The sequence below is a fragment of the Owenweeksia hongkongensis DSM 17368 genome (genome assembly GCF_000236705.1).
Taxonomy (GTDB): domain Bacteria; phylum Bacteroidota; class Bacteroidia; order Flavobacteriales; family Schleiferiaceae; genus Owenweeksia; species Owenweeksia hongkongensis.
Genome location: NC_016599.1, coordinates 1,485,041 through 1,509,147, shown reverse-complemented (window position 1 = coordinate 1,509,147; position 24,107 = coordinate 1,485,041). Strand labels below are relative to the sequence as shown.

Here is a 24,107-nt window from a genome sequence, read left to right as displayed (position 1 = left end):
TTCTTTTCTACTTTATAATTCTCCCAAGTACCTGCTTAAATAGAATATTTACATCTTCAGATGTTTTACTAATAAGCAATAGTGCAGCAAAGGTGATTACAGCAACAGCGCTGTTTGTCAAAATATTTAAAACAGAAAAATCAGTTGTAGGTAATACTTTAACCAGCATATAAACCACTGTAATAAACACGGGTACATAGAGTGTTTTTAATGTAAAGGGGATAATGTGGTACTTCAGCTTTATGATGATAGAATTCACCACATTCAATATCAAAATAATAATCACTTGAGTAATAGCAGCGCCCTCAATTCCAAGTTTGGGGATAAGCAAAATATTGAGGCCTATTGTCGCTATCCCCAAAAAGAGCATTAGGTAAAGATTGGTTTTGTAATAAGGAGAGTTCTGAATAATCTCTCTATTTGATCCAGTTGCCATATCTATTATTTTACTAATGCCAATTATGAGCACTACATATTTTCCCGCGGCATAGGTTTCTCCATTCGGTATAATGTCAAACACATAATCAATATTTACCCAAACGCACAGTAGGGTGATGGATCCAATTATTAATTGGTTTAAAGCAGTTTTCTGGTAAAGTGATTTAATTTTTACGGTATCATTTGTAGCTAATGATTCAGCAATAAAAGGAGCTGTTATTTGACTAACGGCTCTTTTGGGAACTTCAATGAGCATGCCTATAAAGAAGGGGATGGAATAAATACCAGCTGATGATAAACTAGCTAGCGAGGTAATCATTATGCTGTCAATATTTTTGGTTATAACTGTGGTACCGGTGGTTACAGCTGATAACAAGCCATAAATGACTACCGGTCGATTTACTTCACTTTTTAGATTTGGTTTTTTAAATACCGAAAACCGTAGTTTCTTATTCTTTAAGCTATAGCTGAGCATCCAGGCAGCTGTGAAAAAGTAAATGCCTACGTACAGAATAGATAGCCCCGTAACGGAAAAGAAACTGTGAGCATAAATCATTACGATACCAGCCGTGAGTATACGTATTAGTATTTCACTTAGAAAATTAGAGAACACATTCCGTTTTTGGCTTAAAGCATAAAACGCACTCATAGTATACATTACACGCGAAAGTGTAAGGGGGACAATAAGGAAAACTACTTTGCTTAATAGAGGAGCTTTTTGGCTGTAATAGTCACGAATAGGGTCATAAAACAGAGCAAATAACATCATGAAAATGACGCAGCCAATTGCGGAAAGTCCTATTACAACCGAGGGAAAAGATTCGTAACCCCTGGTTTTACGTTCAAAATAAGGAAGGTAACGAACTAGTATACGCTGGCCACCTAGTGGTATGAAAGCAGCAAAAAGGTTGGCGGAATCTAAAAGTACGGTAAGTAAACCTAGCTCATCGGTGGTAAGGTACTTGGGGAAAACTACAAGCCGTAAAAAGAAAGCTAGGCCAATACCTGCTGTAAAAAGAAGGGTAGATTGTATACTCTGTCTGCGTATTGTTCCCAAAGAAGTGTATGATTTAGTAGGCTAAATTAAACGAAGACAAATTGGAAGTAGCATATTTGCAATTAAAATTTTTGAAGCTTGAAGCTTTCTGAACTACCAATATACTGGGATTTATTACGATTGCCATTACCCGTGGCCTTTAAGCGTATTCGCCAAAGGTTGGGCGGAGCTAAGCAAGTAGAAATCTCTTATCATACTCCAACCGATCTTAAATGGGCGAAAGTTTCTCCATATCCAATGGTGGGAAAACTAAATGAGCAAAAATGGAATTTTCTACTTGATCATTATTTAAGGGATGAAACCAATCTTTTAGGCTCGGGATGGACAAGCTTGAGGAATGGCTCACAGCCAAGTGGTTTTATGAGGTATCAGTTTGGTAGTTTTCCTCGTCCCGAATTGGAAGAAAATACAATTGATTGGAATCGTGACCAGCGAACGGGTTTTCAATATGAAATTAATGGAAATGCAGGACGGGAGCTAAAAAAAGCTTTTGATACAGGCGGAATAGATGTAAAGTTTTGCTGGGAATTTGCACGTATGCACCATTTGCTACAGCTTGCTCTTGGATATCACCATTTTCCCGATAGAAAAGTAGAGGTGCTCCAAACTTTTGAGAGGCATCTAACTAGCTTTAATGAACAATGTAAGCCAGGTAAAGGAATTCATTGGACTTCACCCATGGAAGTTGCCGTGCGGCTCACCAATATTTTGGTGGGTTTTAATTTACTGAAAAATGAACTCCCTCACTTGAAAGAGGAAGTTTTGGAAATGGCTTACGGACATTACGCATACGTTTCCACACACCTTGAACATAAGGATGGTTTTGGGACAAACCATTATTTGAGTAACCTGATGGGCTTAGTAGTGGCAGGATGTTTTTTGGAAAGTGCAGAGGTAAAAGAAAAAGCAAAATGGGCATGGACTGAATTGGAGAAAGAATTGCAAAAGCAATTTTTCTCTGATGGTTTCAATTTTGAATACTCCACCTACTATCATCGCTTAAGTGCAGAAATTGCTTTGGTGAGTTTGAAGTATGCCTACAAGCAGGGTTTTGATGTGGATGTTAAAATCCTTAAAACCATTGGTCAAGCCCTGTTAAGCATGGAAGTGTTAATGAAAAACAACCATGAGCTTCCTAAATTTGGAGATATAGATAGTGGGCGTATTCTGGACTTAAACCCTGAGGGTGAATTTGAGGGGGGGGATTTTATTCCGCAAGCGGAGTCGTGTAAGTTTGTTTTAGATTTGAAACGCTCGGGAAGTGTTTATCACAGTTTCTATCAAGATGTAATAAAGCTATTTGGGCAAGCTTCTGTCAATTTGCTTTTGGCGAGGTCGGAAGTGAACCGTACTAAAAGAACATTGTCCCATGCACAAGAATGGAAGATTAAATTTCCTGAAATTAGTACTGAAAAAATAGACCACTATTATTGGCCTAAAGCGGGATTAGTACTTTATAAATCGGATGAGTTTTATCTTGCTATTAATTTGATGGCCAATAAAAATGGGCATCGCTACCGTGGACATTTGCACAATGATAAAGGAAGTTTTGAGCTCCGGGTGCATGATAAAGATTACATTCTTGATCCGGGTGTAATGTCCTACACATCCTCCGTAGAAATCCGAAATCAATACCGTAAAACTTCAGCGCATCCAATTCCTTTTACAGGAGTGGAGCAAAATAGATATTTATCAGGTTTTTTAGGTCTGTTTCACGCCAGATTGGATGTTCGGTCTCGTCCAACAAGAATGAGCGATCATAGTATGGAGTGTGAAGTCTTTTATCAGGGAATAAAAGTGTTAAGGCGTTTTGAGATAAAGTCTGATCGAGTGCTGATTTTAGATTGGTGCAACCGGCCCTTTACAGTAAATAAAAATAACGAAATACCGCTTACTGCGGGATATGGCAAGCTTTTATGAGTCTTAAAAAAGTATTATTGATTACTTATCACTGGCCTCCTATGGGAGGTGGTGGTGTGCAGCGCTGGCTAAAGATGAGCAAGTATTTGCGGAGTTATGGATGGGAGCCCATCATTTTTACCGTCTCTGATGCTGAAATATCCATTTATGATGAAAGTTTAATGAAGGAAATTCCGGAAGGAATTGAAACGATAAAGACACCAATTTGGGAGCCATTTGGCGTTTATAAAAAGATTACTGGTAAGAAGAAAGACGAAAAGGTTCAGCCCGGACTGCTAAATGAAGGGGAAGGAAAAGAATGGATTAATAATCTTGCACTTTGGGTTCGTGGCAATGTCTTTATTCCTGATGCAAAGAGGTTTTGGATAAAACCAGCTTCTAAAGCTTTGATAGCATACCTCGGAGAAAACAAAGTTGATGCAATAGTTTCAACAGGCCCACCCCACACCACCCACATGATTGCGTTTAACGCAAAAAGGAAAATCAATATTCCGTGGTTGGCCGATTTCCGCGACCCATGGACTTTTGTGGATTATTATGATAAATTAAAGCTTAGCCCCTATGCAGATAAAATGCACCATAAGCTTGAAAAGAAGGTGTTGAATACAGCAGATAAAACGGTTACCGTGACCTGGAGCTGGGCTGAAGAGTTTAATTCAAGAAATTTTGACAAAAAAGTAGAGGTGATTACTAATGGCTATGATCCTGCTGATTTTGAAAAGTCAGGCCAAATAAAGTTGGATGAAACTTTTACGCTTACTCATATTGGTAGTATGAATGCTGATCGGAACCCTAAAGTGTTATGGCCGGTATTAAAGCAAATGAGTGATGAAAACCCGGATTTTGCCAGAAGGCTAAAGATAAAACTGATTGGCCCGGTGGATAGCAGTATTTTCAAATCCATCGAGGAAAATGGATTAAGTAAAAACTTAGAACATATTAAAAATCTGCCTCATGATGAGGTGATTCCCCACTTGCAAAGCTCGCCAGTACTTTTGCTTCCGCTAAATGATACACCCAATATTTCGGGGGTGGTGCCAGGTAAACTATTCGAATATATGGGGGCACAACGCCCTATTCTTTGTATTGGCAAAACGGATGGTGATGCTGCACGAATAATACAAGGAGCTAATGCCGGAGATGTGATTGACTTCAACGAAAGTGAAAAGCTGAAGAATGTTGTTGAGACAATGTTTGGCAGTTTTGAAAGTGGTAAGCTTGAAGTGGAATCTACTGATTACAGGAAGTACGGTAGAGATAAATTAGCAGGAGAGATTGCTGAAGCTTTGAATAGTATTACGGCCTAGTAGCCTTGTTTAAAAAGTAAAGTCCCAACGGATTATAATCATCAGTTGGGACTTTTTTATTGAATGAGGAAGGAATTTATATTTAAGCGTCAGCTTTATTTTTTCTAAAATACAAAACTAGAGCAGCAATAAATACCAACCCAAGAATAATGGAGGATATCATTGAAATGGTTTCTCCCGCAAAGTAAGCCTTAGGTTTAAATTCAAATCTAATGGTGTGTTTTCCAGCAGGAATATTCATTCCACGTAACACATAGTTTACACGAATATGATCTACAGGCTCATTGTCAATATAAGCTTGCCAATCTTTTTCTTTTCCCCGGTAATAGATTTCTGAAAAAACGGCAAATTGTGCACCATCGCTACTTGTTTCATACACCATCTCGCGTGGTTTATGGCTCGCTAGGGTAATGGTTCCTTGGCCAGAAAAATTAGTTTTACTTACGTAGTCAGCAAAATCTTTGTTTACCACAGCAGTCTTTGCAGTGTTAATCGTTTTAAGACTCTCGATTACCTCTTTTGCAGAAGTTTTCTTTTCTACAGTTTGCACAAACCAAGCCGCACCATCCACATTTGGATTTTGAATGGCTGGAGCCTGCTCATTGTAAATAAGATATTTTCCATTGAGCATATTAAGCACGGGAGTTTGAGCAAAGGCTTGTTCTATATTTTGCCCTTGAGACTTTTGCAAGTGTTGAATAATTGCGTTCTGCTCATTGAAAAGAACATTTTCATAAAGTTCTTGATAGCGCTGCATTTTCGCTCCATGATATCCTCCAATTGAATGGTGATAGTAGGAAGTCAGTGCATCGTTAAATGGGTTTTGCAAATTGAAAACGCGATAATAACCTTGATCCTTCAAAATAGATTTGTCGGCAGTAGATTCATTGAAAGAAGCATTGTAAGTTCTCTCTGTTACAAAATCGTCACTGTTTAGGTGTTGCTTGTCAAACGACCACAAGTCGGCTACTACAATAAGTGAAATTGCACCCAGAAGCATTACCTGCTTTATTGATCCTCTTATAAAAAGGAAAATAGCACCAAACATTAAGCCTGCAAAAGCAAAAGACCTGAAAGCACTGGAGCGTGCTAAAGCTTTTCTGTCTTCAATAAGTAAATCTACCAATTGTGGGTTTTGGCCAAGACGAGCATCATTAGGCCCACTAAATTCGAATAGAGCAGGCCCAATCAAAGCGATTACTAAAAACAACCCTCCAGAAATATAAAAGCTGGTAAGCAAGCTCTTCTGTATAAAATCTTTTTGATCCTTATAATTTCTGATTACATAATCCAATGCAAACATTCCCATTAGAGGCATCAAAACAAATACGATAGTTAATGTCATCGAAGGCACTCGGAACTTATTATAAAGAGGGAGATATTCGAAAAGAATATCATTGAAAAAGCTCAAATTGCTACCCCATGACATGAAAACGGCAATTACAATTGAAGCCACAATCCATGTTCTGCGTTTGTCGCGAATTAGGAAACATCCCAAAACGAATAGGAAGAAAATAGAAGCTCCTAGATAATAACCTCCATTTACCATGGATTGGTCGCCCCAGTAAAATAAGCTTGCGATTTGTCGGTTTGCTTGATCCTCAGCAGTTTTAGCGGGATAGCCTTGCTGGGCCAGATTAGATTTGATATTTCTAAAAAGTTGATCGTGAGTTTGAGTTCCTTCATAATTTTGGGTAGAACCACCTCCCATAATGTCTGGTACCAAAAGGTTCAAAGTTTCGGTAATTCCGTAACTCCAACTCATCGCATAGTCTTTGTCTAGGCCACCATTATTACCTTCATTTTCAGCTTTTAGGCCAGAACCGCCACCACGTATAGTTTCTTTGCTGTATTCATAGGTTGTCCAAAGTTTAGAGACATTGGGCCCAATAGCCAAGACAGCTGCAATAGCAAGAACTCCAATACTCTTAAGATAATCGTTGATAGTTGAGGTTTTGATAGCACTAATCAACTCAACAATGGCAATGATTACCGCGATAATTACTGAATAATAGGTGATCTGGATATGGCTGGCTGAAACAGCAAGTCCAGCAAATAGTGCTGTAAAAGCGAGGCCTAGCAAATACTTTTTTCTGAAAGTGAGGAGTATCCCCATAAGCATGGGAGCAATATATCCAGCAGCGCGAATTTTAGCATTGTGCCCCGCATCAAAGGATATGATAAAGAATGCGGAGAATGCGAAGGCCACCGCACCAATGACGCTTACCCAAGGGTTTATATTATAGGATGATAGCAGGAAGTAGAATCCGAGCATCAGAAAGAGAATAACTCCAATTTGAGCCGGTTGCCAAAGTTTTATAACAGGTTCAATATGCTCAAAAATGTTTCCATTGTGATGAATGTTTAATAGGAATGTAGGCATCCCACTAAACATACTATTGGTCCAAAGAGGTTCTTCACCGGTGGCGTCACGGTAATCACGTATTTCTTTACTTTTGGCCACACCCAGTTTGATGTCATCCTGCTCCAAGGTTTTCCCTGTAAAGGCAGGGTAAAAGTAGATGGCATTTATTATTATCAAAGCCACAATGGCAATGATGTGAGGAACGAGTTTCTTTTGGATATTCATACGATTCTTTAATTCTGAGAATGGTCGCTAAAATATAACTCTTCAAATAACTTAATAAGGCAAAGGCAAGAAATTATGAAACAGGCACAAACTTCACTTTATCCTAATGTAATAATTGGTGGTGCACCGAAGAGCGGCACGAGTTCCCTGTTTTTTTGGTTAGGAGCACATCCAGAAGTTTGTGCGTCAAAAGTGAAGGAGACTTATTTTTTGGGGGACACCGAGAATAAGCACAATGTTTCGGCTAATATTCATAAAGATGGACTCGAGGCATATCAAAAGTTTTTTAGCCATAGCAAGGGAGAAAAAATACGTTTAGAAGCAACTCCAGTGTACATCTATCACAAGCTTCCGCTTAAAGTGTTGCCAACTCTTGAAAAGGTGCCAAAAATGATATTTATCCTTCGCGAGCCCTCTGATCGATTGTATTCGCATTGGCGTTTTAATCGTTACCGGATGAAGAACACTAAAATGACTTTTGAAGATTATTTGGCTTTTAGGAATGTGCCCAGCGGTTGGGCCGACTATTTAGATCATACACATTATATCCGCCACATTCAGCCTTATATCGATACCTTGGGCAAGGAGAATATTTTAGTCTATCAGTTTGAACAAATCAAAGAAGACAAGGTCGCATTTATGAAGCAAGTGGCTACCGACCTTGGCATTTCGTTTGAGTTTTACAATAGTTTTGATTTCTTTCATCGCAACCAAACGGTAGCTGTAAAAAATGGCAAGTTGCACAGAATAGGCCTTAAGCTCGAACCGTTAGTTCCCCAGTGGCTTCAGGAAAAAATCATTCCATTATACCTGAAAATGAACTCTTCGAAACTACCAAAACCGAGTGACGAAGAGTTAAAACTAAAAGAGCAATCTAAATCTCAATTTGAAGAAAGCAACCAAGAATTGGCCGAGAAATTTGATAATGTGGATTTAGCTCTTTGGAAGTAGGATGGTTTGAATTTTAACATATTAAATTCATCATTTTGTGGGTTAACACTTATTTTTGATATACTCAACAAAACTCTCCCCGTGCGCTACTTGGTTGTTTTAATTATTTCCTCTTTTCCACTCTTTTCGCAACCACCCGGTAGTGGCAATACCCTGGACTTTAATGGTACCAATCAGTACGTTTCTTTAAACTCATCATTTGGAACTCTTTCCTTTCCAATGACCCTTACTACTTGGTTCAAAGCAGGTAACAATCAAAATGGTATCGTTCGTTTTTTTAGTTCGCATGATATGACAGGAGCTTACCGTGGGTTGCTATTTCAGTATATAAACGGAACCATAAATGTGCAGTGCGGAAATGGTACCAGTCGTTCTCCAACTGGGCGGTGGGGTTTTGTCGCCAATTATACATTCACTACAGACCAGTGGTGTCATATTGCGGTGGTAATCAGTTCAGCTACTACCGGTCAAATTTATGTAAACGGAAACCCTCTAAGTACTACTTTAGGAAATGGAGGGGGGGTACAAAACTTGGTGACTGATAATAGCAACGGTAGATTAGGTGCAAATACTGCAGGAAATAATATTACCTACCTCAGTGGCCAAATGGATGAGTTTACCTTTTGGGGCAAAGCCCTCACCCGAGTCGAAGTACAGGACATGATGTGTCACAAACTTAGCGGAAATGAGCCCAATCTTTTGGCCTATTACCGTTTTGATAATGGGGTGGGAACTACCTTAAGTAATCTGGTAACAGGTGGCCCAAGTGGCACTCTTATGAATGGCTTATCTTGGGTGGCTTCTTCTGCACCAGTTGGGGATAGGTCTTTTCACAATGGGCATACTAATGCCGTAAGCGCTACAGGCCTTAGCCTTACAGGAGATAATATAACGGTAAGTCCCGTCAATTCAGGCGTGGCCGGTACACATTTATATATAGTAGACAGTCCACCTTCCAACACAGCAGGCATTACTACTTGGCCATCAGTAAATTACTATTTTGGTGTTTTCAACTCAGATTATATTAAGACCTACGATGTGGATGTTACTCTTGGCGCTACTACTGGGACAGCGCCAACTGGAAGGCTGAAAATTGCCAAGCGCCCGCATAATGCATCACCCACTTGGACTCTGACAGCTGCGGGAAATACACCCAATATTTCTTTGCCTGCCCAAACGCCCATTAGTCAGTTTATAATAGCCCAGGAGCCTTGCCCTGTGGTAGATTGGATGCCGGATGACTCCACAGCCTGTGATTCAATGTTTGTAGATATTGGTGGCGGATATTCTAATATTAGTTGGTCCAATGGAGCAACCACTAACTCGAATGCTTTTTTTGTGTCTGGTCAGGTTTGGGTTTCGGCTGTAGATACAGCTTCTGGTTGCACCCTTACTGATACGATGGATGTTACTATTGTCAGCCCTTCCAATATTCCATCCTCATCGCTAGATACTGTTATATGCGGAGCAAGCAGTTTTACTTGTGACATTAGCATGAGTGGAGCCACAAGCTATCAGTGGTTTGATGGAAATACGCAGCCCGTCCGTATATTTACTAATGATGGTAGCTATTGGTTTGAGCGAACCTTTCCTGGAGGGTGCAGCACTAGAGATACGTTGACCTTGAAATTTGCAATTATCACCACAGATCCTGTGGCTGAAAATGAGTTGTACCTGTGTGGTCAAGATACCGTTGATGTCCAACTTCGTTCTAATACGTACCCAGAGGTATTATGGAGCAATGGGGAAACTTCATGGCAAACCGAATATTGGCAAACGGGCATGGAGTGGGTGCAAACAAAAAATGCAGATGGCTGCTGGCAAACTGATTCATTCGAAATTTTGCAATCTTTACCACTTTCGGATCAGGCTATATTTGCGGACACAAGTTTTTGCGCGGGGCAAACATTGCTACTATCAGCTCCTTCAGGATACACAGCTACATGGCCCAATGGACAGACTGGTGATTATTTAGTAGGAGGTACCAAAGATATTCGGGTGGAATTGTCTGATGGGTGTACGGAGAGCGTGGAATACTTTAGTGTAACTAAATATAGTTGCGAGTGCGATGTGCAGTTTGCCAACGCCTTTACGCCCGATGGCGATGGCCTTAATGATTATTTTGGCCCAGTTACCAATTGTGAATTCACAACCTACAATCTTATAATCCTCAATAGGTGGGGGCAGCAGATGTTTGAATCGAGAGATGAAAACTTACGCTTTGATGGGAGATGGAAAAACCGCAAATTACCCATAGGGGTATATGTTTACCGGTTTGTGTATAGCACGCCTTACAAGTCAGGAACTGCTCAAGGGTACTTTACTTTGATGCGATAATTCCAGCCAACAACATTTTTTGGTGTTTTCTTTTCGAAAAAGCAAATTTTAACATTAGCAGCTGATAGGTTTTGTAGGGGTATTCTTATATTTGAGATAGCTTAACGAAATGATTACAATGCGCTACTTGACTCTTTTAATATTAATTTGTCAATCATTGATTGCTCAAAATGTGGGTAGTGGTGGAGCATTGGATTTTGATGGAACCGATGATTATATTGACTTCAACCAAAATTTCACCACTGCAAATTTCCCGTTTTCTTTTACCGTTTGGTTAAAGTTAGATTCATACAATGGCTCCCGTACACTCTTTTGTACAAACCATACTTCCGCTGGCTATTCTGGTTTTTCAGCTAATATTTCGTCTACTGATGTTAATATTGGGTTTGGAGATGGCAACTGTTATGCTTCTTCATGCAGAAGGAGTGCTTCGGCTAACATATCAGGACATGTTGGAAAATGGGTACACATTACTGGAGTATTTCAGGGGCCTAGTAATCTTCATATTTATGTAAACGGCAATCAGCAAGTTGTGTCCACATCGGGTAGTGGTAATTCGCAGGTTCACAATGCATCTGGAAACGGAACTATCGGAACAGGTCGCCCATTAGCAACAGGACGCTATTATGATGGACAAATGGATGAGCTAACCTTTTGGGACAAAGCTCTTACCCAAGGCGAAATAAGAAATATGATGTGTCACAAGCTTAGCGGTAACGAACCCAATTTGCTCGCATATTATCGTTTTGATAATGGTTCAGGAAGTACCCTTAGCAATTTGGTAACCAACGGCCCAGATGGAACTTTAGTAAATGGACCAGCCTGGGTGCTTTCCTCAGCCCCCATAGGAGATAGATCATATCATAATGGCTACAATGGTACTGACGCTGGCGGCTCTAGCCTTTCGGGAGATAGTGTAGTTATTCATCCTACCGCTATCGGTATTCCGGGTACACATCTTTACTTTATTGACAGCAAGCCAACCAATACAACTGGCATTAATCCAGTGGTCGGTATTGATTACTATTTTGGAGTTTTTAATTCAGAATTTCCAAAGGTGTATGATCTGTATGTTATACCATCTGGTACTACGGCCTCTCATCCTAATAACACACTTCAACTGGCAACTAGGCCGCATAACGCATCACCAAGCTGGACTCAAACTAATAGAAAAAACACGCCTAACTATTCACTACCGGGAGAGACTCCCATGAGTCAATATATCATTGCATTTGCTGGTTGCCCACCAATTGATTTATTGCCTGATGACTCTGCAAGCTGTGACTCTTTGTATGTGACACTACCAAGTAATATGAATTACACTTGGTCGGATGGTTCTAGATCAAATGTTAACGCTTTTATCAACTCAGGCAAGGTCTGGGTTTCTGCAGAAGACCCGGTAACAAATTGTGTATACCATGATACCATGAACGTGAATATTATCAATAGCTCCAACTTGCCTTCATTTTCATTAGATACAGCCGTTTGTGGAGGAACTAGCTTTACATATAATATTACAGTGAATGGTGCATTATATTATCGATGGTTTGATGGGAGTGGCCGATCCATTCGCACATTCAGTAATAATGGTAGCTATTGGTTTGAGGTGAGGTTCCCTGGAGGCTGCAGCATAACAGATACTTTAAATGTGAAATTCCCCACCCTTACCACAGACCCGGTGGCCGATGATGAGTTTTTTATATGCGGGCAGGATACTGTAAATGTTTACTTGCGCTCTAATACTTTTCCTGCGGTACTATGGAGTAATGGTGAAACTTCTTGGCAAACGGAATACTGGCAAATAGGCACAGAATGGGTAACAACCAAGAATGCTGACGGCTGTTGGCAAACCGATTCATTTGAAATACTACCAACTCCGCCACTTTCTGATCATCCAGTATTTGCGGATACTAGTGTTTGTGCAGGTCAATCATTGCTGTTATCAGCACCTATGGGCTATACGGCTACTTGGCCTAATGGAACAACAGGTGACTATTTGGTGAGTGGAGATAAAAATATCCGTGTGGAGCTATCGGATGGATGCACTGAAAGTGTAGAATATTTTAGCGTAAGCAAATATAGCTGTGAGTGTGACGTGATGTTTGGTGATGCTTTTACCCCTGATGGTGATGGACTCAATGATTACTTTGGACCTGTCACCAAATGTGAGTTTTTGGAATTTAACCTCTATGTATACAACCGCTGGGGGCAGGAGGTTTTTACTTCACATGATGAAAGTATGCTTTTTGATGGACGCTGGAAAAGCGAGGATTTACCAGTGGGAGTATACATTTATAAGTTTGTATTTCGTACTCCCTACACAAAGGGCACCGAGCATGGACATGTTACCATTATCAGGTAAAAATTATTTCACTCTTGTCCAGGTTGTGCTGCGGCCAATCATGGCGAAGCCGATATATCCTTTTAGAAATAAAGTGTTGGCGTCTTCCAATTTGGCATAAAGACTATAAGTGCTGCCGCTGCGAGGGTCATATATTTCGCCATCATCCCACTCATTATCGTCTTCGTCCCACTCCAAATCTTTCAGGATGTTAATGCCTACAATTGGGCGAGATCTTAGTTTTTCATCCTCATTGTTTACATCAAGTTTTGGTGACTCACCATTTGGCCCAACATTTTGGCTCAGCCAAATAATTTTCCCGAAGTATTTGTCACCTTTTTTATACACCTCAATTTTGGCATCTTTTGGCTCATTAAGCCAGGTGCCGAGTATTTTATCTGCTTGAGCAAATGTGGAAACGGAGGTGATTAGTAATAAGGCAATAAGTAATTTTTTCATGTTTCTAAATCTAATTCAAGTTCTGCTTGAGATTGTTCATTTTTTAAAGAGGCAATGCTAGCATTTAGCTCAAAGCCTAATATAAGTACTATGGCATTAATGTATATCCAAAGTAGGATAATCATTAACGTACCAATACTACCATAAAGTTTATTGTACTGCGCAAAGTTGCTCACATAAAAGCTAAAACCCACAGAAGTAATTACGATAAGAAAAGTAGCTAATAAGCTACCGGGGGATATAAATCGCCACTGCCTTTTTTTGGATGGGCCAAAATTGTACATCAAAGCTATGGCCAGTAATACTACCGAAAGCATAAGCAAGAGTCGTGTAGTTTCAATGATAAATGGTGAAATCACTTCTAAACGGAAAAAGTTGAGCAAACCATTGATTACGCCTGAGCTAAAAATAACAATGGTAAGGCCTACCAAAAACAAAAATGACAAAACAATGGTGAGCACTACCGATACAAGCTGTTGCTTAAAAAAACCACGTGTGTCAATCTGGTGGATGGTATTGTTGAAATTGGAAATAAGCGAGTTGATACCATTTGTGGCAAACACCAGCGCAAACAAGAAACCGAAGGAAAGAAGGTCCGTCCGTTTATTATTCAAAATATCATCAATTGTGGTTCGTGCGGCATCATAAGTATCAGGTGGCAACACGCGTTGGAAAGTGTAAAACACTTCATTCTCCATTCCTTCAATGGGAAAGAAGGGAATTAGGTTGAACAAAAAAATAATTCCTGGAAAGAGGGCTAAAAAAAAGCTAAATGCCACGCTGGCTGCTCTGTCCGTTATTTTGCCCTCTACTATACCTCTTATAAAAAAAGATAAAACTGCGTATAGTGTAAGCCCTTCAAAAAGTGGAAGGCGAATACGCTTGGCTTGGCGCAACACTCTGTACCAAGTTCTAAGTAGTATGGTTTTTAGATTTTTTAGCATGTTTACCTTACGGTGAAAGTAGGGAGGGCTATTCTGCCTTCAAACTCAAATCTAAACTTTTTACGGAGTGTGTAAGGGCGCCTACCGAAATAAAGTCAACACCTGTTTCGGCATAACTTCGAATCGTGGTTTCCGTGATTCCCCCTGAAGATTCAGTTTCAAATTTACCGCCCACCATATTCAGAGCTTTGATGGTATCTTCAATGCTGTAATTGTCAAACATTACACGCTGCACACCGCCCTTGTCTATCACCTGCTGTAGCTCTTCCAGGTTTCGGGTTTCCACTTCTATGCCAATGTCAAGTCCGTTTTCTTTAATGTACTCATGCGCTTTGTCGATGGCGTTGATAATTCCTCCTGCAAAATCTACATGATTATCCTTTAGCATAATCATATCATATAGACCCATTCTATGATTATAGCCGCCACCAACAGTCACTGCATACTTTTCTAAAGCCCTCATGTTGGGCGTGGTTTTTCTAGTATCCAATAGTTTGGTAGGAGTTCCCTCAATCAGTTTTACAATATGATGGGTGCGCGTGGCAATGCCGCTCATGCGCTGCATAATGTTTAGTGCAAGCCTTTCGCTGCGCAGCAAGGCGCGTTCCGGTCCTTGAAGTCTAAAGGCGATGTCTCCCAGTTTTACGGCATCACCATCCCTCATCAAAATTTCCATTTTAATGGCAGGATCTACTTTTTCAAAAACTCTTTTAGCTACATCTATGCCTGCGATTATACCTTCTTCTTTTACCAAAAGGTACATTTTTCCCTCCGCTGTAGCGGGAATGCTGCAGTTGCTGCTATGGTCGCCAGGGCCAATGTCTTCGGCTATTGCATCGTCAATAAACCGGTCGAGATAGTCTTTAGAAATCATACGGCAAATTACTTAACTTTTGCCCCAACAATCAAAGGTTTTGAAGATAGTATTTGTACAAACAGGAAAGACGAAAGGTAAAGAGATACAGAAGCTTGAAGAGGAGTACTATAAGCGCCTAGGGCGCTATGTGAGTTTCCAAAAAGTGGTGGTTCCTGATCTTAAAAATACCAAGACTTTGCGCGAAGAAGAGGTCAAAAAACAGGAAGCTTTGCTCATTCAAAAGGAATTTCAGCCTGGTGATCACATTATTTTACTGGATGAAAACGGCAAGCAGTACCCTTCTTTAAAATTTGCAAACCACTTGCAGCAAATAATGAACAGGGGAGTGAGGCGCATCGTTTTTGTGATTGGCGGCCCTTATGGTTTTGACCAAACGATTTATGATGCCGCACAGGAAAAACTGTCTCTTTCATTAATGACTTTTTCGCATCAAATAATACGGCCCATATTTGCCGAGCAGCTATATCGCGCTTACAGTATTTTGAATAATGACCCTTATCACCATCAATGATGAACGAACTGATATTTGCCACCCATAACGCTAATAAAGCCAAAGAGGTAAAAGTGCTTTTACCACATCTCAAGGTTCAATCCCTTTCAGAAATTGGCTTTTATGATGAAATTCCTGAAACTGGAGAAACGCTACAAGACAATGCCCTGATAAAAGCTAGAACCATTTTTAAGACGACTGGAAAACCTTGCTTTGCTGATGATACTGGTTTGGAGGTGGAAGCTCTTAATGGTGCTCCCGGGGTATATTCTGCACGCTATGCTGGCGAAGGTGCCAACTCAGAAAACAACATGGATAAGCTTTTGACTGAGCTTGATGGGAAGGAAAATCGCAAAGCACAGTTTAGAACAGTGATTGCCTACATTGACAATACAGGAAAGGAGCATTTATTTGAAGGCTCTGTACAAGGTGAAATTCTAAAAGCCAGACAAGGCGGGGAAGGTTTTGGTTATGATCCTATTTTTTTACCGGAAGGCGAAACCGAAAGTTTTGCTGAAATGAGTGCTGTGCGCAAAAATACCATGAGCCACAGGGGAAGAGCAATGCGGAAGCTAACCCAATATTTAACTGGCGTGGAAAAGTAACTGCACTCAGGCAAAGCGCCTAAGTGCAGTTGAAAATAAACTTATACAGCCACTTTTTTGGCTACTTCCATTCTATCCCAATTTCTGTGATTGGCAATAGCGGTTTTAAAATCGGAAGCCTTACCATTTATAAATATGGCCTTGTCATCTTTATGATCCTTAATAAAGGTATTATCTATTAAGTTCTCGCCTTCATTATCAGCTGCAATGGCTTTACAGTGCTTAAATGCCTCATTCAAAAACTTGGAGAACTTAGCTTCCTTAATCAGGGCATCTACCGATTTTTTGCCACCTGGGATATACACAGCATCGTAGAGCACACTTTCTGTAGTGTTAATGGCTGCGTCTACTGGATGGCTTACGTTTTTATCGCAAGTAACTTTTCCCCCGTGCGGTGCGATGATCGCCAGAGTAGCACCTTCCTTTTCTAAAGATTTTGTCATCTTTTCATAATCACTCATGCTAAAGCCATCACTCACCAAAACGGCAATTTTGCGGGTGGCAACACTATCAAATTTTGTGTTAGCCTGACTTAGTGCAGGTGATTCATCCAAATAGATTTTCTTCTTACCGGGTTGATGCTTCTTTACATCGGCATCAGCACCAATAGCTTGATTGATAGGTTTATCAATATTTTTAGGAACAGACATTCCCAGTCCATCAGCTACTTTTTTGGCTAAGTCGGTATCTATTTGGTTTATCACCCAAAGCATTCTTTCTTTAATGTGATCCTGATTGCACTTACCTAATTCAAAGGTATAGGCATCGGCCACATGTTCTTTTTCCCAATTAGCCAAACTCCTGTAAAAGAGAGCGGGTTGAGAAAAGTGATCACTAAAACTCTCGCTTCTGGTTCTGATTTTTTTGGCATCAATCCGCTCTTCGTAGGAATGAAATGCACCCTCAGACATTTTACTAAGATGTGGACATCCACCACTTAACGTGTTTGGAAAATAAGCCGTTTGCCCTTTCGGAATATCCATTTGCATATGTCCATCACGCTGGTTATTGTGATTTTCTACCACGGGCCTGTTGATTGGGATCTGATGGAAATTAGGAGTTCCTAAACGTGAGAGTTGTGTATCTCTGTATGAAAATAATCGGCCCTGTAGAAGTGGATCATTTGTAAAATCTAAGCCTGGAACAATATGTCCAGGTAGAAATGCTACCTGCTCCGTTTCTGCAAAAAAGTTGTCAGGATTTCTATTGAGGGTCATTTTACCAACAATCTTTACCGGCACCATTTCTTCAGGCACAAGCTTGGTAGGATCCAATAAATCAAAATCAAATTTATGCTCGTCTTTTTCGGGGATAAGCTGCAAACCTAATTCCCATTCAGGGTATTGTCCTGCTTCAATCGCATCCCAAAGATCCCTGCGGTGAAAATCTGCATCAGCACCATTTATTTTTACCGCTTCGTCCCAGGTTACGGAATGAACACCAAGAAGTGGTTTCCAATGAAATTTCACAAAATGAGCTTCGCCCTTATCATTGATCATTCTAAAAGTGTGAATTCCGAAACCTTCCATCATTCTATAGCTGCGGGGAATAGCTCTGTCACTCATCGCCCAAATGTGGTTGTGTAAAGTCTCTGTGGCATGAGATACAAAATCGTAAAAAGTATCATGTGCCGAAGCAGCCTGTGGGATTTCCTTGTTTGGCTCAGGTTTTACTGAGTGAACCAAGTCAGGAAATTTCATCGCATCCTGAATGAAGAATATAGGCATATTGTTACCTACTAAATCCCAGGTTCCTTCCTCCGTGTAAAATTTTACGGCAAAGCCTCGTACATCGCGAGCAAGGTCTGGAGATCCTTTAGATCCTGCTACCGTAGAAAATCTCACAAAGACCGGAGTCTTACGTTTTGTATCATTAAACATTCCGGCTTTTGTAAATTCAGGAATAGCTTTATACAATTCAAAAACACCATGTGCTCCGCTACCTCTGGCATGTACAATGCGCTCTGGAATGCGCTCATGATCAAAGTGGGTGATTTTTTCTCTGAGCAGAAAGTCTTCTAAAAGAGTGGAACCACGCTCTCCGCTTTTCAATGAATTATTGGTGTCATTTACCTTGAGCCCTTGATTGGTGGTCATGGGCTTCCCAGAGGGATCCTTCTTGTGCTGTTCTAATTGTTCTTGCTTTTTGGAGGATGCCTTTTCTTGAGATTTTTTGTTTGATTTGGCCATAGTATACTAATTAGTTAAACGTGTATACACTAATCTAAATCGGAGCAAAAAGGTTCAAAATTTCATGTTAAAATTACTTTAACAGACAAGCGGAAGTGTTACTAAACTAGATGCTTACATGGGGGATAATTTCTCCATTGTGGAGGGCCAGGAGAAATGTAGGAAGGGCTTTTAGCTTTGCTGAAAAAAGCGCTGAAGGTAAAAATGCTATGAGCCACAGGGGAAGAGCGATGGGGAATATTTGTTAGCCAGGTAGATGCTAATTATTAAAATTTAATGTTTTGTTTTTTCCAATTATTGATTGAGGATCGAATTTCACTTCTATTTCGGAGAAATAATTCACGTTTATGGTTATTACCTTTAAACGGGTCAGCGATAATTTTGCTCACATGAATATGGCCGTCTATTTCAAACCAGCTATCAGTAGTTTCAAAAGTGATTTTGCCATTCAGATCTATTTGACCTCTAAAAACTTCCGGAACTCGGCCTCCAATAATTTGAAAATCGGTTGAAGCAGCATTAGCCTCAGCTAAACCTAATGGTGTCATTGTACCAATATACTTACTGGGATAAAAATGACTGAGAATTTCAAGAAACTCAATTGCGTTACTTTTTGCTTGGAGGTATAAAAAACCATTTGAATGAATTCTGCCTTCAAATCTTTTAGTCATGTAAGTCCATGGACTTGAACCTTCACTGGTAACCTTGAACTGGATATTTTCGTTGCATAGTAGTTGTTTGTTTTCTTCAACTAGCTTCTTGAAGTTTTCATTATTGGCTGAAATGTGATCTACAAGAGATAAATCCAAAGACCTATTTAAGAGTGTCCTCTTTTTTATCAGCCACTTTTTGATAAAGAATCTAAATGGTGATTTGAGTTTCTTTTCAACTGATTCTAATTCTCGGGTAATTTTTTTCAAACCATTCATTTGCCTGGAGATAAAGGGGCGAAAAGTTTAAAATTTTAAAGCTAACTATTCATCACCAGCTTCCTTCTCATGCTCAAAAAAGCTAAAACTCACATTGCCGTAAGCTCTTACATTACTGAAGTGAGGGAAGGAGCTTAGGTCTTGCATGCTTTGGTGCTCTACTACCAAAAAGCCTTCTTCAGAAAGGAGGTTCTTTTCAAAAATCTTCTCAACTAGCTTTTCATATTGGTCAAAGTCGAAGGGAGGGTCGGCAAAAATGAGGTCGTAGGTTTTGCTGTCTTTTTCTACAAATTGAAATATCTCAGCTCTAAAAGCATGAAGAGTATCCATTTCCAGCTTTTCGGCTGTTTCCTGGATAAACTTTATGCAAGCTTGATTATCATCAATAGCTATAATATCAGGGCAACCACGGCTGGCCAGTTCGTAGGAAATGTTTCCTGTGCCGGAGCAAAGATCAAGTGCTGTTACTTCATCAAAGTAAAAGTGGTTGTTCAGAATGTTGAACAGTGATTCTTTGGCACGGTCGGTAGTTGGGCGAACGGGCAAATTTTTGGGCGCTTGTATTTTGCGTCCACGGTGTTTTCCGCTAATTATTCTAATCATAAACTTGCAATAAGGTGCGCCACCTGCCTAAGCTGGTTGCGGCTAAGTTGTGGGGCAGAAGTTTTGCCAATAGGCACGGGCACTTCTGTTACTTTACCAATATAAGTGCTCAGTAGGTTGTATAGTTCAGAGCCTTTGGTAATGGCGCCTCCTACTTTTAGTTCTACCTCGGGAGCCAAAATTCTATTTTGCTCCAAAGCAAAAAGTAGGTAGTACAATAAATCTTCGTGCACATCAAAAGGAAACTGATTGTAAAAAATCATCTTTCCTTTTTTGGTAATAAAGAGCTCGGCAAAATTATCGCTCACCATGATAAGGCAATTGAAATCATCACCTGTGGTATTCATCGAAAGATTATTTAGCGCAAAGCTACTGTGGGCAATGGTGCTCTTTTCATTTTGGGCAATAGCCCAGTCATGCAGCTTTTGCGAAAGCGCATAGAGGCCCACAATGTCTTTGAGTTTCCAAAAGTCAGAGTATACCGTTTCGTTTTCTTCCAAACGTGAAGTTTGCGAAAGCAGCTCGTGACCTTGACCTTGCTGATGAAAAATATCAGGAATGAGAGAACACTTAGAAACAGAAAACAGCCAGTGTATACCGGCTGCTTTTTGTGGTAAAATATGATGTTGATCAAAAAACTTTTGTGTCTGTTCTATCAGGTAGGCGTCTTCTTTTGAAGCGAGCCATGAAGCTTGAAAAATATCCAAAACTCCTTTTCCTGATGGATCACTTACCACAATTGCTAATCCGTCATAACGGAGGTTGATGGTAAGCTTAAGACCCTTTATGCCCTCGGCAATGTTGTTTCTTGAATATGCTTGAGCAAAATTATTTCCAGTTTCCACTAAGGGTGGGTTCTGTCATTGATCCTACTTTAAGACCGTAGTCTTTGTCAATAAAATCGCTGTACTTGTCCATGATGTCAGCAAATACATCCACATTTGGAGCGCGAGCTTCGAAAACCGGAACGACTACATCACCAACTTTTATCTTATTGGCTTCCATCTCAAACTTAAACTTGTTTTCCGTCATCGGGATATATTGAAGCTTATTTGCATCGAAGTTACTTCCAAATAAACTTTCCTTAACGTTTTTATAACCTAGTACACGCACTATAGTGGTGTCTTTTGATCTTTCCTGTTGGAAAACTTCATCATAATACATGAAAGAAGAGTCCTTACGAACGATGATAGATTGCTTACCTGTATCTACAAATGCGATAAGTGAGTTTAAATCTTTTGCAAACTCGTTGTACTCAGCGCGATAGGTCTTTTGTACATCACGGATTTGCTCCAATCTTTCTTTAATTTTGGTGTAGCGCTGTTCTTTTATTTTCTGAAAGCGTACTGGCTCCTGAATGATTTCGTAAAGGTTATAACCAAGTATAACTACGGCCACAAGAAGAACGAGGTTTACTACTAATGATACCTTCTTATTCATGCTATTTTAGGCAGATTTATTATTGCGTTGCGCACAAAACTACAATTTTTTTCCATTGACAAAATTGTTTTTGTCCCCCCTGTAATCCCCGTACTTTTGGCGAATGGAATTAGATAACAAAAGGAAACTCGAAAAAGACCTCATTACGAACTTTGGCTTTGAGCCTACATTGGGACAGCAAATGGCTTTGCGTCAACTTTCTACCTTTTGCTTATCGCTAAATTCCAACGAGGTTTTTTTGCTAAAGGGATATGCCGGAACGGGGAAAACCACTCTTATTCAAACTTTGGTAAAAACGCTTCCCGCTTATAAGCGAAAAACGGTATTGCTTGCTCCAACCGGCCGTGCAGCTAAGGTGATAAGTCAATATACAGGCAAAGTAGCTTACACAATTCACAAACATATTTTTCGGCCAAAGAGCGATTCCAGAGGTACGCCCACTTTTAATCTGAGGGAAAATAAAGCCACAAATACCATTTACATAGTAGATGAAGCTTCCATGATAAATGATGCCGGTGGCGATAATACTTTGGCTTCGGGCAGTTTGCTGAGCGAGTTGCTGGAGTTTGTAAAAAATGGCGTGAATTGTAAGCTTATGCTGGTAGGTGATACAGCACAGCTTCCGCCTGTGGGCACTGACCAAAGCCCGGCTTTGGATGCCAGTTACCTAGGAGTACATTACCGAAGGGAGCCCATGGAGGTAGAACTTCGCGAGGTGATGCGTCAGGTGCAGGATTCAGGAATTTTGCAAAATGCTACAGCCCTTCGCGCCAAGCAGGAAGAGTATGATTTTAGTACACCATCTTTTAGCACTTCACCTGATGTGGTAAGGTTGGTAGAAGGTTTTGAGGTAGAAGATGCTCTCAATGATTCTTTTAAAGAAGCAGGAAGGGAAGGGACAGCAATTTTGGTGCGATCCAATAAAAGGGCAGGGCTTTACAACAAACAAATTCGCGCGCGTGTCCTTTGGCAGGAAGACGAAATTTCGGCTGGAGATTATTTGATGGTGGTGAAGAATAATTATTTCTGGCTACCGGAAGAATCTAAAGCTGGCTTCATTGCCAATGGAGACATTATCGAACTTTTACAGATTTATGAGCTCAACGAATTGTACGGCTACAGGTATGCTCGTGTAAAAGTGAATATGGTGGATTACCCTGATGAAAAACCTTTTGAAACAGTATTGATGCTCAATACGCTGGACATGCCATCAGCAGCGCTTCCGTGGGAAGATTCACAAAAGTTGTATCAAACTATTTTGGAAGACTATCAGGATATTCCACAGAAGTACAAGCGCATACAGGAGTTGAAGAAAAATCCTTTTTACAATGCCTTGCAGGTGAAGTTTGCCTACGCTATTACTTGCCACAAAGCACAAGGTGGACAGTGGGAAAACGTGTTTGTAGAGCAGCCTTGGTTACCTTCTGGGGAAATAGATTTGGACTACCTGCGTTGGCTCTATACTGCTTTTACAAGAGCACAAAAGAAGGTGTACCTGATTGGTTTTAAGGATGAGTATTTTGAAGAATAGAGAGCCTTTAAAGCTTTACTCTTTTCACTTTTTCAATAGATGCCTCAAGGTCGTTTATTAAATCCCGAGTATGTTCTTTCACCATATCTTTTGAATAAATCTTATTTACACTTCGCTCCACGTGATTGGCCAATCGGTATAAATCATCAAAACCCATTGTCATAAAATGAGGCTTGGCTTTCATTACAATGTTTCCAATACCCTGATAGTTTTCCTGCTCTAGAGCATTTCTTAAGGAGTTTACCCTTCCCGTCATTCCATCGATGTATGAGTCAATGTGAAGCTGCATTTGCTTTTTGTCGCCACCCGTCACTTCTTTGAGTTTATTCAACATATCAGATTATTTAGAAGGTAAAACCTTTAAGATATTTTATAGCTGGCAAAACTAGGATAAAAAGAGCTGGGGTTAATCGAAATACTTCTGTCCCCAAGCCATTTCTTATTTCTGATAATTTGCCTTTAATCTTCTCTGTCCACCATGAGCGGCTATTTAATTCTATACCTTAGTTTTGGCGAAAAACAGACTAGCGTTGAAAAAAGTACTTGCAAAATTCTTTATGTGGATTACAGGTTGGAAGGCACATGTTAATGTTACCCCTGAGCTCAAGCGTTCTGTGATGATTGCTGCTCCTCACACCTCCAACTGGGACTTTCCTTATGCAATTCTCACTTTTTGGATAATGGAGGTGGATGTAAAGTATTTTATAAAAGATAGCTACACCAAAGGCCTGCTTGGCGGATTGTTTAAATGGACAGGTGCCATTGGTGTGGATAGAAGCCAAAAAGGAAATAAGCTTACAGATTATGCCATTGAGCTTCTTCAACAAAATGACCAGCTGGTAATTCTGATACCGGCTGAAGGCACGCGCAAAGCCGTGGACAAATGGCGAACTGGTTTTTATAGAATTGCCACCGAAGCCAAAGTTCCTGTTTCGCTAGGCTACATGGATTACAAAAAGAAAGAGGCGGGAGTGGCGGATGTATTCTGGCTTTCTGGTGATTTTGAAAAAGATATGACCCATATTCAGGAAGTTTATCGTCCTATTCACCCCAAGCATCCTGAGGGGTATAATCCTGAGATATTTTAGGATGAGGTATT

At 40.2% G+C, this 24,107-nt stretch carries 20 protein-coding genes; 9 read left to right on the top strand and 11 right to left on the bottom strand.

Going from position 1 to position 24,107, the window contains the following annotated elements:
- Positions 1–7 precede the first annotated feature (7 nt).
- Positions 8–1,495, bottom strand: a complete 1,488-nt coding sequence (locus tag OWEHO_RS06860; protein WP_014201745.1) for a polysaccharide biosynthesis C-terminal domain-containing protein — start codon at positions 1,493–1,495, stop codon at positions 8–10.
- 78 nt (positions 1,496–1,573) lie between these two features.
- Between OWEHO_RS06860 and OWEHO_RS06855 the strand changes: the two genes are divergently transcribed.
- Both OWEHO_RS06855 and OWEHO_RS06850 read left to right on the top strand, forming a co-directional pair.
- On the top strand, positions 1,574–3,415 hold the full coding sequence (locus tag OWEHO_RS06855; RefSeq protein ID WP_014201744.1) for a heparinase II/III family protein: 1,842 nt from the start codon (positions 1,574–1,576) through the stop codon (positions 3,413–3,415).
- On the top strand, positions 3,412–4,722 hold the full coding sequence (locus OWEHO_RS06850) for a glycosyltransferase family 4 protein (RefSeq protein ID WP_014201743.1): 1,311 nt from the start codon (positions 3,412–3,414) through the stop codon (positions 4,720–4,722). Before OWEHO_RS06855 ends, OWEHO_RS06850 begins: the two co-directional genes overlap by 4 nt.
- An 82-nt stretch (positions 4,723–4,804) precedes the next feature.
- On the opposite strand, the gene OWEHO_RS06845 is transcribed toward OWEHO_RS06850, so the two are convergent.
- Positions 4,805–7,312 carry a hypothetical protein gene (locus OWEHO_RS06845; protein ID WP_014201742.1) on the bottom strand — a complete coding sequence of 836 codons (2,508 nt, stop codon included), beginning with the start codon at positions 7,310–7,312 and terminating at the stop codon, positions 4,805–4,807.
- Between the two features lie 75 nt (positions 7,313–7,387).
- Between OWEHO_RS06845 and OWEHO_RS06840 the strand changes: the two genes are divergently transcribed.
- The 3 genes from OWEHO_RS06840 (at position 7,388) to OWEHO_RS06830 (ending at position 12,962) form a co-directional block, all read left to right on the top strand.
- Entirely contained in the window at positions 7,388–8,263 is an 876-nt protein-coding gene (locus OWEHO_RS06840) for a sulfotransferase domain-containing protein (protein ID WP_014201741.1), read from the top strand.
- An 81-nt stretch (positions 8,264–8,344) separates the two neighbouring features.
- A complete protein-coding gene (locus OWEHO_RS06835; RefSeq protein ID WP_014201740.1) occupies positions 8,345–10,600 on the top strand; it encodes a LamG-like jellyroll fold domain-containing protein in 2,256 nt (751 codons plus the stop codon).
- Between the two features lie 118 nt (positions 10,601–10,718).
- Positions 10,719–12,962, top strand: coding sequence for a LamG-like jellyroll fold domain-containing protein (locus tag OWEHO_RS06830; RefSeq protein WP_014201739.1), 2,244 nt, complete (start codon positions 10,719–10,721; stop codon positions 12,960–12,962).
- A 3-nt stretch (positions 12,963–12,965) separates the two neighbouring features.
- Here OWEHO_RS06830 and OWEHO_RS06825 read toward each other — a convergent pair whose 3' ends face one another.
- The 3 genes from OWEHO_RS06825 to nadC are packed head-to-tail and all read right to left on the bottom strand — an operon-like array spanning position 12,966 to position 15,218.
- Positions 12,966–13,400 (bottom strand): DUF2147 domain-containing protein, encoded by a 435-nt coding sequence (locus OWEHO_RS06825; RefSeq protein ID WP_014201738.1) that lies wholly within the window; start codon positions 13,398–13,400, stop codon positions 12,966–12,968.
- A complete protein-coding gene (locus OWEHO_RS06820) occupies positions 13,397–14,344 on the bottom strand; it encodes a YihY/virulence factor BrkB family protein (protein WP_014201737.1) in 948 nt (315 codons plus the stop codon). The genes OWEHO_RS06825 and OWEHO_RS06820 overlap by 4 nt, the downstream gene beginning before the upstream one ends.
- A 28-nt stretch (positions 14,345–14,372) precedes the next feature.
- Positions 14,373–15,218, bottom strand: coding sequence for a carboxylating nicotinate-nucleotide diphosphorylase (gene nadC / locus OWEHO_RS06815; protein ID WP_014201736.1), 846 nt, complete (start codon positions 15,216–15,218; stop codon positions 14,373–14,375).
- Between the two features lie 40 nt (positions 15,219–15,258).
- Between nadC and rlmH the strand changes: the two genes are divergently transcribed.
- Both rlmH and rdgB read left to right on the top strand, forming a co-directional pair.
- A complete protein-coding gene (rlmH, locus tag OWEHO_RS06810) occupies positions 15,259–15,732 on the top strand; it encodes a 23S rRNA (pseudouridine(1915)-N(3))-methyltransferase RlmH (protein ID WP_014201735.1) in 474 nt (157 codons plus the stop codon).
- On the top strand, positions 15,729–16,316 hold the full coding sequence (gene rdgB, locus OWEHO_RS06805; RefSeq protein ID WP_014201734.1) for an RdgB/HAM1 family non-canonical purine NTP pyrophosphatase: 588 nt from the start codon (positions 15,729–15,731) through the stop codon (positions 16,314–16,316). The genes rlmH and rdgB overlap by 4 nt, the downstream gene beginning before the upstream one ends.
- Positions 16,317–16,357: 41 nt before the next feature.
- Here the strand turns inward: rdgB and OWEHO_RS06800 are convergent, their stop codons facing one another.
- The 5 genes from OWEHO_RS06800 to OWEHO_RS06780 form a co-directional block, all read right to left on the bottom strand.
- Positions 16,358–18,505: a catalase gene (locus OWEHO_RS06800; RefSeq protein ID WP_014201733.1), complete on the bottom strand. Its 2,148-nt coding sequence runs from the start codon at positions 18,503–18,505 to the stop codon at positions 16,358–16,360.
- A gap of 266 nt (positions 18,506–18,771) precedes the next feature.
- A complete protein-coding gene (locus OWEHO_RS06795; protein WP_143764538.1) occupies positions 18,772–19,425 on the bottom strand; it encodes a hypothetical protein in 654 nt (217 codons plus the stop codon).
- A gap of 54 nt (positions 19,426–19,479) precedes the next feature.
- On the bottom strand, positions 19,480–20,034 hold the full coding sequence (rsmD, locus tag OWEHO_RS06790) for a 16S rRNA (guanine(966)-N(2))-methyltransferase RsmD (RefSeq protein WP_041628035.1): 555 nt from the start codon (positions 20,032–20,034) through the stop codon (positions 19,480–19,482).
- Entirely contained in the window at positions 20,034–20,882 is an 849-nt protein-coding gene (locus tag OWEHO_RS06785; RefSeq protein ID WP_014201730.1) for a DUF3822 family protein, read from the bottom strand. The genes rsmD and OWEHO_RS06785 overlap by 1 nt, the downstream gene beginning before the upstream one ends.
- A complete protein-coding gene (locus tag OWEHO_RS06780) occupies positions 20,866–21,477 on the bottom strand; it encodes a hypothetical protein (protein ID WP_014201729.1) in 612 nt (203 codons plus the stop codon). Before OWEHO_RS06780 ends, OWEHO_RS06785 begins: the two co-directional genes overlap by 17 nt.
- A gap of 103 nt (positions 21,478–21,580) precedes the next feature.
- Between OWEHO_RS06780 and OWEHO_RS06775 the strand changes: the two genes are divergently transcribed.
- Entirely contained in the window at positions 21,581–23,008 is a 1,428-nt protein-coding gene (locus OWEHO_RS06775) for an ATP-dependent DNA helicase (RefSeq protein ID WP_014201728.1), read from the top strand.
- 7 nt (positions 23,009–23,015) lie between these two features.
- Here the strand turns inward: OWEHO_RS06775 and OWEHO_RS06770 are convergent, their stop codons facing one another.
- On the bottom strand, positions 23,016–23,342 hold the full coding sequence (locus tag OWEHO_RS06770; RefSeq protein ID WP_014201727.1) for a hypothetical protein: 327 nt from the start codon (positions 23,340–23,342) through the stop codon (positions 23,016–23,018).
- Positions 23,343–23,538: 196 nt separating this feature from the next.
- Between OWEHO_RS06770 and OWEHO_RS06765 the strand changes: the two genes are divergently transcribed.
- The gene (locus tag OWEHO_RS06765; protein ID WP_014201726.1) at positions 23,539–24,096 is read left to right on the top strand and encodes a 1-acyl-sn-glycerol-3-phosphate acyltransferase; all 558 of its coding nucleotides are present in this window, start codon (positions 23,539–23,541) and stop codon (positions 24,094–24,096) included.
- Positions 24,097–24,107: the final 11 nt, after the last annotated feature.